This is a genomic window from Mesorhizobium sp. WSM4846 (genome assembly GCF_055811415.1).
Map to the genome: position 1 here is coordinate 36,613 of NZ_JBVVPZ010000019.1, position 12,372 is coordinate 48,984.

Genomic DNA, 12,372 nt, shown 5'->3' on the forward strand with positions numbered 1-12,372 from the left:
TCCGCGCCGGGCCTGATGCCTGCCCCACTTTCTCAGGGTATGATGACCGCAACCGACACGATGCCAGACGCTGCCGACCGCCGCAGCTGGGCCGAATGGCTGGACGGTCACTCCGGCCGGATCATGGTGCTGCCAGCCGTCATCGTGCTTCTCTGCTTCGCAATTTTTCCGCTCATCATCTCGGCCTACCTCGCGCTTTCGCGCTTTGCGCTCGCGCCGGGCGGATTCACGCTGAAATTCATCGGACTTTTGAACTTCCGCAAGCTGCTGGTCGGCTCGCAGCAGTATCACCTGCTCGGTAAGTTTGGCACGTTCGGCTTTGTCCAATCCGCTTTGCTTGCCTTGATCGCGGCAGGGCTGTTTTTCCTCCTCGCCCGCTACTTGTTGCGTGGCAGGCCGACCATCGTCGGCACGGTTGGTCGGCTTCTCGCGACGGCGATGGCGATGGGCCTGGCGGTTCTTGCGCTGGCCACCATGGCGCCGGGCGGCGTGCCGGGGACTGTCGTCAACACGCTTCTCTACGTGTTCGTCGGCGTGTCCGTGCAGTTCGCACTGGGGCTCGGCCTCGCGCTGCTGTGCGGCCAACCGATCCGCGGCCGGAATTTCTTTCGCGTCCTCTTCTTCATCCCGCTGATGGTAACCCCGGTCGGCATCGCCTACACGTTCCGAATGCTCGCCGACATGCAGAAGGGGCCTTTCGCCCCGCTCGTGCGCGCTTTCGGCATCAGCGAGTGGTCGTGGGCGACAGAGGCCTGGTCGGCGCGCCTCATGGTGTTGGTCGGCGACACCTGGCAGTGGACGCCGTTCATGTTCATCGTGCTGCTGGCGGCCATTGAGAACCAGCCGCGCGATCAGGTCGAGGCAGCGCGGCTCGACGGCGCCAACGGCTTCCAGATTTTTCGCGACATTACCTGGCCAGCGATCGCGCCGATTGCCGCTACCGTCGTGCTGATCCGGCTCATCGAGGCTTTCAAGATCATCGACCTGCCGAACGTGCTCACCGGCGGCGGTCCCGGCTTGGCGACGGAATCGATGACGCTCCATTCCTTCATTTCCTGGCGCACCCAGGATCTCGGCGGCTCGGCCGCTATCGGCTACATGCTGCTCTTCATCTCGACCATCGTATGCGTCTCGTTCTTCAACTTCGTGGTCCGGCCGGCGCGCCGGTTCGAAGCATGAGCACCGAGCCGCGCTCGCTGGCGCGCCGGCTGTTCGAGCCGGCCTCGATCGACAGCCAGGCGCCGGTCGCCAGGGTGGTGACCTATGTGCTGCTGTTCCTGTGGACGCTGGTTGTGGTGGTTCCTCTCTACTGGGTGTTCATCACGTCCTTCAAGGGGCCTGGCGAGGTCGACAACGGGCCGTTCTATCTCCCGTTCATCGACTTTGCTCCCTCGCTTCAGGCATGGGACTTCATGCTCGTGCAGAATTACACGCTGCGCCCTTACATGAATTCGGTCGTTGTCGCGGTCGCCAGCACGCTGCTCGCAGTCCTGATCGGCTCGCTGGCGGCCTACGCGCTCGTGCGTATCCGCTTCCAGGTGAAGCTCGCCGCGGTTGCAATCTTCTTGATCCTGCTCACCGCAATCATCGTGGCGGTGGCCACTTTCGGCGTGCGGTGGGAGATCGCCATTGTCGTGGCGGCAGCTCTCTTCGTCATTGCGCTGTTCACGCTCGTTGGACGCACGAAGCTTGCGGTCGGCAACAGCGACATTGAGTTCTGGATCATCTCGAACCGTATCATGCCGCCGATCGTCGCCGTATTGCCGATCTACGTGATGTTCCAGCAGATGCGCCTGCTTGACACGCAGGTGGCGCTGATCGCCACCTACACCGCCATCAACCTGCCGATCGTCGTGTGGCTGACGCGCGATTTCTTCGCCGGCATCCCGCTCGACCTCGAGGAGAGCGCACAAATAGATGGCGCCTCCAAGTTCCGCGTTTTCTTCACCATCGCGCTGCCGCTGGTGCGGTCCGGCCTGGTCGCGACCTTCCTGCTGGTGCTGATCCTTGCCTGGAACGAGTATCTGCTGGCCCTCTTCCTCTCCAATGCCGATGCGCAGACCATGCCGGTGCTGGTATCGGCACAGAACACGACCCGTGGGCCGCAATGGTGGAACATGTCGGTGTTGATCACCGTGATGATCGCCCCCGTAATCATTATCTCCAGCATCCTGCAGAAGCACATCGCGCGCGGACTGCTGGTCGGCGCGGTGAAGGGCTAGTCAATATGCGGGTCACACTGTCCGATATCTACAAGTCCTTCGGCGCGGTCGAGGTGGTCAAAGGGCTCGACCTGGAGATCGAGGACGGCGAGTTCCTGGTGCTGCTCGGCCCTTCAGGCTGCGGCAAGACGACAGCGCTGCGCATGGTGGCCGGGCTTGAATCGGTGAGTTCCGGCCGCGTCCTCATCGGCGACCGCGACGTCACCCATGTGCTGCCCAAATATCGCGACGTGGCGATGGTGTTCCAGTCCTACGCGCTCTATCCGCACATGACGGTTGCCGAGAACATCGCATATCCGCTGAAGCTGCGTGGCATGCCGCGCACTGAGCGCGACGCCGCCGTGCGCAGTGCCGCCGTCAAGGTGCATCTCGAGGAGTTCCTCGACCGCTATCCACGGCAGCTTTCCGGCGGTCAGCGGCAACGCATCGCGCTCGCCCGCGCCATGGTGCGGCGGCCGAGCGTCTTCCTGATGGACGAGCCGCTCTCCAACCTCGACGCCAAGCTGCGCGGCCACATGCGCTCGGAACTGAAGCGCCTGCAGGCCGATCTGGGCGTGACGACGATCTACGTCACCCACGATCAGATCGAGGCCATGACCTTGGCGCACCGTGTTGCCATCATGAACCGCGGCGTCGTGCAGCAGATCGCGACGCCCCGACAGATCTACGACGATCCGGCGAACCTGTTCGTCGCCGGCTTCATCGGCTCGCCGCCGATGAATTTTCTTAGGGGCGAGCTGGTCGAGGGTAGCTTCGCCTGGGCGGAAGGGCGATTTGCGACCAGCGTTGCCGAAAGCCGTAAGAAGGTCACTGCCGGCCTCCGGCCCGAGGATTGCCGGGTCACGGCGCCATCGGAGGGCAAGATTGCGGCGCGGGTCTATGCCGTGGAGCTGATCGGCGATCATACCTTGATCACCTGCCAGTTCGGTGGGGCCACCGTAACCGTCAAGGCCGATAAATCGGCGCACTACGACATGGATGAGCCGATCGGCATCACCTTCCAGGATACCGCCGTCTTTCTGTTCGATGCGGAAACCGGAGCCCGCATCGGCGGCCGCGCCGGCAGACAGGCGGCCGCGTGACTTAAGTTCTTGTTTGTATGGATGTCGCTATCGCAAAACCGCTGCGCACCCTCGGGTCAGGCCCAAGGGCATGCTTTTGCGCGACACATATTAATTCTCCTCCACGAACACCTCTTCGCGCTTCTTCTTGACCGCCGGCAGGAAGACGATGACGAGCACGGCGAAGGCGATGAACAGCAGGCCGGCGCTGATCGGCCTCGTCACGAAGGTGGTCGGGTCGCCGCGCGCGAGAATCATGGCGCGGCGCAGGTTTTCCTCGAGCAGCGGGCCGAGCACGAAGCCGAGCAGCAGCGGCGCCGGTTCGCAGCGCAGCTTGGTCAGGAGGTAGCCGAGCAAGCCGAAGAAGGCGACGGCGTAGAGGTCGTAGATGTTGGTGTTGACGCTGTAAACGCCGATCGAGCAGAACGCCATGATTATCGGGAAGAGCACGTAATAGGGGATCGTCAGGAGTTTCACCCAAAGCCCGATCAGCGGCAGGTTCAAGATGATCAGCATCAGATTGCCGATCCACATCGAGGCGATGATGCCCCAAAACAGGGCCGGCTGCTCGATCGCGACATTGGGGCCGGGAACGATGCCCTGGATGATCATCGCGCCGATCATCAGCGCCATGACTGGGTTGGCCGGAATGCCGAGCGTCAGCATCGGGATGAAGGAGGTCTGCGCGCCGGCATTGTTGGCCGATTCCGGCCCGGCGACGCCTTCGACGGCGCCCTTGCCGAATTCCCCGGGGTTTTTCGATATGCGTTTTTCGACGGTGTAGGAGGCGAAGGCTGCAAGGATCGCGCCGCCGCCCGGCAGGATGCCGAGCGCCGAACCGATGATGGTTCCGCGCACGATCGGCGCCGCCATGCGGCGAAAGTCGTCGCGGGTCGGCATCAGGCCGGAGACGCTTCGGATCATCACCGAGCGCTCGTGCTCGTTTTCGAGGTTGCGCAGGATCTCGGCGACGCCGAAGACGCCGACCGCCACCGCGACGAAATTCAGCCCGTCGGCATATTCGCGGATGCCGAGCGTGAAGCGCGGCGTGCCGGTGTAGATGTCGGTGCCGACGATGCCGAGCAGCAGGCCAAGCACGACCATCGCCAGCGCCTTGACGATCGAGCCGTGGGCGAGCGCGACGGACGAGACGAGGCCGACGATCATCAGCGAAAAATACTCGGCCGCGCCGAATTCCAGCGCGATCGCCGTCAGCGGCGGGGCAAAGACGGCGACGAGAAAGGTCGACACCGTACCGGCGAAGAATGAGCCTATCGCCGCGATGGCGAGTGCCGCCCCGGCGCGGCCGTTCTTGGCCATCTGGTAGCCGTCGATGGCGGTGACAGCCGACGAGGATTCGCCAGGCATGTTGATGAGGATGGCGGTGGTCGAGCCGCCATATTGCGCGCCGTAATAGATGCCGGCGAGCATGATAAGGGAGGAAACCGGGTCGCCGATCTGGAAGGTGATCGGTAACAGCATGGCGATGGTGGCGGTGGCGCCGATACCGGGCAAAACGCCGATCAGCGTGCCGAGAAGGACGCCGATCAGGCAGAAACCGAGATTTGCCAGCGACGAGGCCGTCGAAAAACCAAGCGCGAGGTTGTCGAGGAGTTCCATGTTCATCTCCTCAAAACTGCAGCCACGGGCCGAAGCGCCGGAACGGCAGGCCGAGCGCATAGCTGAAGACGAGGAACGCAAACAGCGTCAGGCCGGCGGAGAGCACGAGCGCGGTCAGCGGCCTCATGCGACCGCTGGCAAAGGATGCGATCAGCGCCGTCAGGAAGATCGAGGGGAGGAAGCCGAGGCCGCGCACGGTCAGGCCGAAGAAGATCGGGGCAGGCAGGATGAACAGCATGCCGCGCCAGGCTACATGGCCGATCGGCTCGCTCTCGAAGCGCACCGCTTCGACGAGGATGACGGCGCCAAGCAGGATCAAAACGATTGCCAGGACCAGCGGGAAATAGCCCGGTCCCATGCGGAAGGCGGTGCCGATTTCGAGGTCGAGCGACTGCAGCGCGAAAAATCCGCCGAGAAAGATGAACAGCGCGGCGCATATGCCGTTGGTCGTGTCGATTGTGAAGGGTTTCATGACGTCCTCCCAGGCCCGCGCCGCGGGCGCGCCGATGCCGGTGTGAAAATGGGGCCGGTGTGAAAAAAACGGGGCGCTGGTGGGCGCCCCGTTCAAAATCTCAGTCGGCGTACTGGCCGGCGGCTTCGATGATCGGCTTCCAGCGCGCGATCTCGCCCTCCAGCTTGGCCTTCAGCGCGGCCGGAGTCGCATCAGCTTCAGGCGATGGCTTGGTGCCGAGTTCGGCGAAGCGGGCGACGACATTCGGGTCCTTCAGCGCGACCTGAAGCGACTTCGACAGGCGTTCGGTGACCTCGGTCGGCGTGCCCTTGGGCGCGTAGAGGCCGTGCCAGATGCCGACCTGCACCTCCGGGAGACCGGCTTCCGTCGTCGTCGGGACGTCCGGCAGAACATCGAGGCGTTCAGCCGAGGTGACGGCGTAGACCTTGATCGTGCCGCCCTGGATCTGCTTGGTGGTGTTGGTCGACTGATCGCACATGATGTCGACCTGGCCGCCGAGAAGGTCGGTCATGGCCGGTCCGGTGCCCTTGTAGGGCACGGTGACCAGCGGCGTGCCGATCGCGCTCATGAACAGCATGCCGCACAGATGCGAGGCCGCGCCTATGCCGGCATTGGCGACGGTGACGGTATCCTTGTTGGCCTTGGCGTAGTCGACCAGCCCCTTCAGGTCGGTCGGCTCGAGGTCCTTGCGGCCGACGACGGTCATCGGCACCTCGGTGACGAGGCCGACATATTCGAAGCTGTTCAGCGTGTCGTATGCGAGCTTTCTGTACAGCGTGGCGCTTGTCGCCATGCCGATATGATGGAGGAGAAGCGTATAGCCGTCGGGCTCGGCGCTCGCGACGCGACCGGCGCCCAGCGTGCCGCCGGCGCCGCCGACATTCTCGACGATGATCTGCTGGCCGAGATCTTTCGACATGGCTTCCGCGACGAGGCGCGTGACCGTGTCGGTCGGGCCGCCGGCCGAAAACGGCACCACCACGGTGATGGTGCGTTCGGGATAGGTTTGCGCGCCCGCGGCGAACGAATACAGCGTGACGGCGGCGGCGGCCAGAGCGGCGGCGAATCTTCTCATCTCAACTTCCTCCCAGGATATGAATTCCCAACCGCCTCCTGGAGTTCTTCTCAACACCGGCTGCGGGTGGACCAATAACTAGCGTAACCTAGCGGATTGCAATCGGACTCAAGCCGCATGCTGCTATTATACACAAGTCCGCGCAAATGGGTGAAAAGGTGCCGTCAGGCCGGAGGCGGACTGCCGGACGCCCAGCGGTCGAAGATGGCATGTTTAACGAGCACAGGTCGCGGAACCGGCCTGTGGCATTTCCCTCTGGATTATGCGGTGTAAGTGGAGATCGGCTCTCCTGATGTCGGCCTGCGAATGGCATGTTCGACGCCGCGGAGCTCGGCCAATCCCTTGAGCCGACCGATGGCCGGATAGCCGGGCTGCGCCCCGCGCGTCAGGTCATCGAGGATATCCTGGCCGTGGTCGGGGCGCATCGGGATGATGGCGTCCGGCCGGCCCTCCACTTTGCGCCGCGCTTCCTCGTGAAGCAGCGCCGCCACCACCGCCACCATGTCGGTGTCGCCGGCAAGGTGCTCGTCCTCGTGGAACGAGCAGGGGGTGCCGGCCGCTTCCTTGCGCACATTGCGCAGATGGGCGAAATGGATTTTTGGCCCCATCCGCTCGATCATGCCGGGCAGATCATTATCGGGTCTTGCGCCGAGCGATCCGGTGCACAGCGTCGCGCCGTTGGCCGGGCTGTCGACTGCGTCCAGAACGTAGCTGTAGTCGGCCTCGGTCGACATGATGCGCGGCAGGCCGAGCAGCGGAAACGGCGGATCATCGGGGTGACAGCAGAGTCGCAGGCCGAGGCGTTCGGCCGTGGGCACGACCTCCGCCAGGAAATCGACGAAATGCCGGCGCAGGGCGGTTGCGTCGATGCGGTCATAATTTGACAGTTGAGCCGCGAGACCGTCGAGAGACGTGTCTTCGGTCGAGCCGGGCAGGCCGGAATTGACGCTTCTTGCCAGAACCTTGCGCGCACGGTCATCCATTTGCGCATATCGGCGCTCCGCCTCGGCGGCGATCTCCGGTGTGTAGTCGCCGAGCGCCGCCTGGCGTTTCAGGATATGGATGTCGAATGCGGCGAAGTCGATCAGATCGAAGCGCATGGTGGTGCCGCCATGCGGCAGGCGCCAGGCAAGATCGGTGCGGGTCCAATCCAGCACGGGCATGAAATTGTAGCAGATGACCGAAATGCCGGCTCGCGCCAGGTTTTCCAGCGATGTCCTGTAGTTGGCAAGATGGCTGCGCCATTCGCCGACCTGCGTCTTGATCGCTTCGGAAACCGGCAGGCTTTCGACAATCTCCCAGCTCAGTTCGCTTGCGCTGCCATCCGGCAAGGATGCGACTTCGCGTTGACGCCTGTCGATTTCGGCGGGCAGCCAGACGGCGCCGTGAGGAACGTGGTGAAGGGCCGTGACGATGCCTTGCGCCCCGGCTTGACGCGCGTCCGCAATCGTCACCTTGTCGACCGGGCCGAACCAACGCCACACATGTCTCATTCGAACACTCCTTTAAAAAGAATCGCCGTGCGGCCCGCCCGCGCTCCTGCCGCGGTGACCGACCTGCTGCTTTTCTTCATCCGCTGCTATCAGATTTCGGTGTCGGCGCGAATGGCGATAGCGGCTGACGGCAATCGACGCCAGCGCGAAGTTCTAGGCTAAAGCGCGTCGTGTCTGAAGGGATTCATGCGACGCGCTTTAAGTCTTTGTTTTTGTGCATGTCGTTGACCCAAAACCGCTGCGCACTTTTGGGCGACATGCATTAGAGCAGCGCTTCGTACAGATCGCCGATCTTTTCAACTTCGAAATCCGCCGCCCTGCTTTTCAGGATGGCGGCAGAAGTGGGGTGGTCCAGCATGTCAGCCATCGCCTTTGCCATAGCCGCGGCATCGCCGACCGGCACCAGGACGCCGAAACGACCGTCACCGAGAATCTCGCGCGGACCATGTGGCGCATCTGTGGAGACTACCGGGACGCCCGCAGCCATGGCCTCGACCAGCACATTGCCAAAGCCTTCGCTCGTCGAGGAAAGGACGAACAGATCGGCTGCGGCATAACAGGCGGCTGGGTCGTTGACGTAGCCAGCAAAGAGCACGTCCGCGCCGATACCGGTTTCCTCGGCATAGGCGCGCAATTCGACAGCCAGCGGACCTTCGCCGAAGATGACAAGCCGAGCGCGGCGGCCGGCGCGCAGGATGGCGAAAGCCCGCAGCAAGGTCCGATGGTCCTTGACTGGCACCAGGCGCCCGGCGGTGGCGATGACCGGGCCATCGCCCATCGTCGCCAGCTGTGCCTGCCATGCTTGGGAATCTCGTTCGAGCGCCGCAACCGGCGGCAGCGGATTGTTGATGACGACAATTTTGGTTTTAGGAAAGCCGCGGGCCGCAAGGTCGCGGCCGACACCCGCTGAGACCGCGATGGCTTTGGTTGCGCGCGCTGCAACCAGCGCGGAAAGCCAGACCGCTATTCTCGCGCCGAGGCTGCTGGAAGGCAGTGAGGCGGCTGCGTGGAAGCTTGGGAAGAACCGCGCCCGGCTTCGCGCCAGGAGAAGCGCCAGCGCCACGACCAGATTGGCAAATTCCGGGGCGCTGTAGACCGCATGCGGACCAAGGCGGCTGAACAAACCTGCGCTTCGCACGATGGCTTTCAGCGTCTCCCACTTGCCGTAACCTTCGCCCTGGATGAGAAGGTCGAAATCGACCAGATGCACGGCGGGGGAGCGCAGCGCGGCGTTGGGTCCTTGCGCGTTCCAGGTAAAAAGGGTGACATCGTGCCCACGCGATGCCAATTCATTTGCCATGAGGACGAAGACACGCTCGGCGCCGCCGCCCCTGAGACTGGCGATGTGAAAGACAATGCGCTTCGCCATGCCTGGATTCAGGCTCGGCTGACGCCGATGCCCGATCGGTTCGGCGGCTGGCGCATGTCGCGAACGATACCCATGGCAATGGCCAGCAGCATGCCCAGAGCAAAGCCGGCGAAAGCTCCCAGGCCTGCCGTCACAGGGGTGCGGGGCGGCCACGAGCGACCCGGTGGCGGCACGGCGGTGGAAATCACCTGCACATTGGTGGTGTCGATCTGCTCGCGCTCGGTGATTTGGCGCGCGCGAGACAGGAAGCTTTCATAGACCGCCCTTCTCGAGGCGGCGTCGCGTTCAAGCTCACGCAGGGCGACCTGGGACTCGCTGTCGGTGAAAACGTTGTTCTTCAGAGCGTTCATCCTGGCGGTGAGAGAAGCCAACGAGGCGTTGGCCTTGTCCAGGTTGGCTTTTGCCGTGCCGACCGTGCGGGAGAACTCCGCCCTGAGTTGAGAACTGACGGTTTCGAATTCTGTCCTGAGCCGGACGATCGTCGGGTGGCGCGGACCAAAGGTCATGGACTGAGAATCGATCTGCTGCCGCAAGCCATTCGCCTTGTCGCGCAGCACTGAGAGTGCTGCCGAAACCGCGGGGTCAGGATTGGCCCCATTGACACCGGAAGCAACCAAGGCGTCGTAACTTGCCTGCGCCGCGATGACGCGCGATTGCGCCTCGCCAATTTCGCTATTGAGCTGCGTCATCGTCTGCGAACTGACAAGCTGGCCATTGCTGGCCGACAAATTGTGGCTGCGCCTGTAGCTCTCGACCTTCTCTTCGGCTGCCTGCACGTCGCGCTTGAGTTGGCCGAGCCGGCCCTCAAGAGCAGCGGCGGCACGGCCGGCGCCAACAGCTTCGGCCGTGGCCAGTTCTTCCTGGAAAGCCTTCACCATGGCTTGCGAGATCAGGATCGCCTTGCCGGTGGTTTCTGCCGATACCGCGAGGGTTGTGACGAACGAGGTTTCATCTGCAGCGACGCTGACCCGCTGCGCCAGGCTTTTCTGGGCGACAAGCTTCGGATCGGACTTGCCGCCACTCACTGCAGCACCAGAGGTGGAAGCGGTCTGGTCCGGATCGAAAAACTCCGGATCGTTGGCGAGACCGAGTTCGTCCACCACACGTGCAAGCACGTTGCCGGAGGTCAAGATGCGCTGCTTGCTGCGCGCGTTCAGTATTTGGCTGTCGACCTGGCCCGGTTGCGAGTAGACATCGTTTTCCACAACCTGCAAATTGGCAGGATTGATGAGGATTTCCGTCGTGACGGTATAACGCTGTTTGCTCAGCAATCCGTAGGCGGCGCCGATGACGCCGCCGGCCACCGCCAGCATCAATGCCAGGACGAGCCCGGCACGCAGCCAGACAAAAAGGCGTCGAAAATCGAGCTCGAGGAAATCGCCGATCTTGTCGAGCGTCACCGTCGGGACAGGTTCGGGCGTGGGCGGAGTGACTGGGGCAGGGGGGCGTGCCATGACCGGAGCATCCTGTTGCAGCCTTGCCCTGCTGGCGCGCCGTGCATTGGCGATCCGCTCGAACGCGCTGACGTCGGAACCCGCTGCAGAGGGAGGGGTTGTGCCGGAAGCGGCGGACATGGTGCTAACTCTGGTTATTCGCTACGCGGACCAGCACTACAGAAAGATCGTTAACATGTCATTTTCCAAGTTGGCATATTTTGCCGAGTCACGCACCGCGTCCGTTCAGCGGTCCGTTGAATGGATCTCGTTGGCCAGAATGCCGTTTGAATACCTTCACTTGGATCGGCCATGAGCTATCCCGCTGCCGTATCGGAACGATCCAGCCAGGCGCGCCGTCAGAACGCGCTGTCGCTTCTGTTTTTCCTGTGCGCTGCGTTGGCGTTCCTGCTCCGCTTCACGGTCTCACCGCAGATTATGAACATGGTCGTCGACTATACCGCCGACGGTGGTTCATTCTACGAGAAACTGCATGTCGGCACCTATGCTATCTTTCTGCTGCTTCCTGTCGTCCTTTTCAGCCGACCGTTTCTGCTGCAGGGCGACGAAATTGGAATATTCAAGGCTCTGCTGCTCTATTCTGCGGTGATTTTCGCGCTGGTGCCTTATCTGTTCATCACCGGCCGTGCCGGCTCCTCCGGGTTTATCATCGATACCTATCTGGTGGCGGGCGCCGCGGGCCTGTTGATGCTGGCCCTGAACGCGCAAGTGCGGCGTGCCTTGGGCGACCTCGTGCTTGGGATGGTGGTCCTCAGCGCTGTGATGGGCACGATCGAAGCGGTGACTCAGCATCGATTTCTGCCCTACGGTCTCAACGAACTGCAGTTCAGGCCGATCGGGCTATCGGCGCACCCGCTGGCCCTGGGCGCGCTCTGCGCCACAGTCATCGGGTTCGTACCGCTGACGAACTGGCGCATATGGGTGCGGGTGCTGGCGATCTTCGTATTGCTCGTCGGCTGTGCTGCGTCAGGCGCTCGCGCCGCCCTGTTGCTCGCTGCCGCAGAAACCCTCATCCTGCTGATGTTCGTGCCTTGGCCGCGCCTGTCGCTCAAGCATCAGCGGCAGGCCAAGTCTGTCGTGCTGCTGTTCGCCGTGGCGGGCGGCGCAGTGCTGGTGGCCATACTGTTTTCGGGCGGGCTGCTGAACCGATTCGGTAACACGATCTTTGACGAAAACTTCATGGCGCGGGTGACGATCTACCAGGTGTTCGGACTTGTCAGCTGGAAAGACATCCTGTTCGGCATGAACGTCGACGACCTCTTGGCAATCGTCAACGAGAAGTTGCATCTGCCCTACATCGAGAGCGCGCCGGTGGTCATCATCATGCTCTTCGGCTTGCCCATAGCCGCGCTCTTTATCGTGCTGGTATTCTGGTTCATTTTCCGGTTGCTGCGCGGGGCGCCGCTGCCGGCATGGATCGGCACCATGACGTTCCTGCTTGCTGCGCTGTCGAACAACGCGCTCTCGTCAAAATCGCCGGAGATCACCATTATCGTGGTGTTGCTGCTTGCCTATAGAAACGATCCGTTTCGAAACCCGCAGGGGAGCATACTGTCGGCCGCGGCGGCATCCGAGCCGACACTGGATCGGCCTGGATAGCGCAGAC

At 62.9% G+C, this 12,372-nt stretch carries 11 protein-coding genes; 5 read left to right on the top strand and 6 right to left on the bottom strand.

Annotated elements, in window-relative coordinates; all coding sequences use genetic code 11:
* Window positions 1-42 precede the first annotated feature (42 nt).
* From AC0L15_RS17410 to AC0L15_RS17420, 3 genes are read left to right on the top strand one after another with little or no spacing between them, the layout of a single operon-like run.
* Window positions 43-1,179, top strand: a complete 1,137-nt coding sequence (locus tag AC0L15_RS17410; RefSeq protein ID WP_036261268.1) for a carbohydrate ABC transporter permease — start codon at window positions 43-45, stop codon at window positions 1,177-1,179.
* Window positions 1,176-2,222 (top strand): carbohydrate ABC transporter permease, encoded by a 1,047-nt coding sequence (locus AC0L15_RS17415; protein ID WP_287321159.1) that lies wholly within the window; start codon window positions 1,176-1,178, stop codon window positions 2,220-2,222. The genes AC0L15_RS17410 and AC0L15_RS17415 overlap by 4 nt, the downstream gene beginning before the upstream one ends.
* Before the next feature lie 5 nt (window positions 2,223-2,227).
* Entirely contained in the window at window positions 2,228-3,304 is a 1,077-nt protein-coding gene (locus AC0L15_RS17420) for an ABC transporter ATP-binding protein (protein WP_128184032.1), read from the top strand.
* Between the two features lie 90 nt (window positions 3,305-3,394).
* Here the strand turns inward: AC0L15_RS17420 and AC0L15_RS17425 are convergent, their stop codons facing one another.
* The 6 genes from AC0L15_RS17425 to AC0L15_RS17450 form a co-directional block, all read right to left on the bottom strand.
* Window positions 3,395-4,903, bottom strand: a complete 1,509-nt coding sequence (locus AC0L15_RS17425; protein WP_027151366.1) for a tripartite tricarboxylate transporter permease — start codon at window positions 4,901-4,903, stop codon at window positions 3,395-3,397.
* Between the two features lie 10 nt (window positions 4,904-4,913).
* On the bottom strand, window positions 4,914-5,375 hold the full coding sequence (locus AC0L15_RS17430) for a tripartite tricarboxylate transporter TctB family protein (protein WP_023797766.1): 462 nt from the start codon (window positions 5,373-5,375) through the stop codon (window positions 4,914-4,916).
* Between the two features lie 100 nt (window positions 5,376-5,475).
* Complete coding sequence (locus tag AC0L15_RS17435) at window positions 5,476-6,450, bottom strand: tripartite tricarboxylate transporter substrate-binding protein (protein WP_128173293.1); 975 nt, start codon at window positions 6,448-6,450, stop codon at window positions 5,476-5,478.
* Between the two features lie 260 nt (window positions 6,451-6,710).
* Window positions 6,711-7,943 (bottom strand): mannonate dehydratase, encoded by a 1,233-nt coding sequence (uxuA, locus tag AC0L15_RS17440; protein ID WP_473496639.1) that lies wholly within the window; start codon window positions 7,941-7,943, stop codon window positions 6,711-6,713.
* 262 nt (window positions 7,944-8,205) lie between these two features.
* Window positions 8,206-9,312 (bottom strand): glycosyltransferase, encoded by a 1,107-nt coding sequence (locus AC0L15_RS17445; protein ID WP_473496640.1) that lies wholly within the window; start codon window positions 9,310-9,312, stop codon window positions 8,206-8,208.
* 8 nt (window positions 9,313-9,320) lie between these two features.
* Window positions 9,321-10,766 (bottom strand): GumC family protein, encoded by a 1,446-nt coding sequence (locus tag AC0L15_RS17450; protein WP_473496641.1) that lies wholly within the window; start codon window positions 10,764-10,766, stop codon window positions 9,321-9,323.
* Here AC0L15_RS17450 and AC0L15_RS17455 point away from each other — a divergent pair.
* Window positions 10,765-11,061, top strand: coding sequence for a hypothetical protein (locus AC0L15_RS17455; RefSeq protein WP_287070247.1), 297 nt, complete (start codon window positions 10,765-10,767; stop codon window positions 11,059-11,061). The genes AC0L15_RS17450 and AC0L15_RS17455 overlap by 2 nt on opposite strands.
* Window positions 11,058-12,365 carry a VpsF family polysaccharide biosynthesis protein gene (locus AC0L15_RS17460; RefSeq protein WP_287321145.1) on the top strand — a complete coding sequence of 436 codons (1,308 nt, stop codon included), beginning with the start codon at window positions 11,058-11,060 and terminating at the stop codon, window positions 12,363-12,365. The genes AC0L15_RS17455 and AC0L15_RS17460 overlap by 4 nt, the downstream gene beginning before the upstream one ends.
* Window positions 12,366-12,372 lie beyond the last annotated feature (7 nt).

Coding starts and splice junctions, on each gene's coding strand:
- AC0L15_RS17430 (WP_023797766.1), bottom strand. CDS start 5,375: ATGAAACCCTTCACAATCGACACGACCAACGGCATATGCGCCGCGCTG.
- AC0L15_RS17455 (WP_287070247.1), top strand. CDS start 10,765: ATGACCGGAGCATCCTGTTGCAGCCTTGCCCTGCTGGCGCGCCGTGCA.
- AC0L15_RS17445 (WP_473496640.1), bottom strand. CDS start 9,312: ATGGCGAAGCGCATTGTCTTTCACATCGCCAGTCTCAGGGGCGGCGGC.
- AC0L15_RS17435 (WP_128173293.1), bottom strand. CDS start 6,450: ATGAGAAGATTCGCCGCCGCTCTGGCCGCCGCCGCCGTCACGCTGTAT.
- AC0L15_RS17415 (WP_287321159.1), top strand. CDS start 1,176: ATGAGCACCGAGCCGCGCTCGCTGGCGCGCCGGCTGTTCGAGCCGGCC.
- AC0L15_RS17420 (WP_128184032.1), top strand. CDS start 2,228: ATGCGGGTCACACTGTCCGATATCTACAAGTCCTTCGGCGCGGTCGAG.
- AC0L15_RS17410 (WP_036261268.1), top strand. CDS start 43: ATGACCGCAACCGACACGATGCCAGACGCTGCCGACCGCCGCAGCTGG.
- AC0L15_RS17450 (WP_473496641.1), bottom strand. CDS start 10,766: ATGGCACGCCCCCCTGCCCCAGTCACTCCGCCCACGCCCGAACCTGTC.
- uxuA (WP_473496639.1), bottom strand. CDS start 7,943: ATGAGACATGTGTGGCGTTGGTTCGGCCCGGTCGACAAGGTGACGATT.
- AC0L15_RS17460 (WP_287321145.1), top strand. CDS start 11,058: ATGAGCTATCCCGCTGCCGTATCGGAACGATCCAGCCAGGCGCGCCGT.
- AC0L15_RS17425 (WP_027151366.1), bottom strand. CDS start 4,903: ATGGAACTCCTCGACAACCTCGCGCTTGGTTTTTCGACGGCCTCGTCG.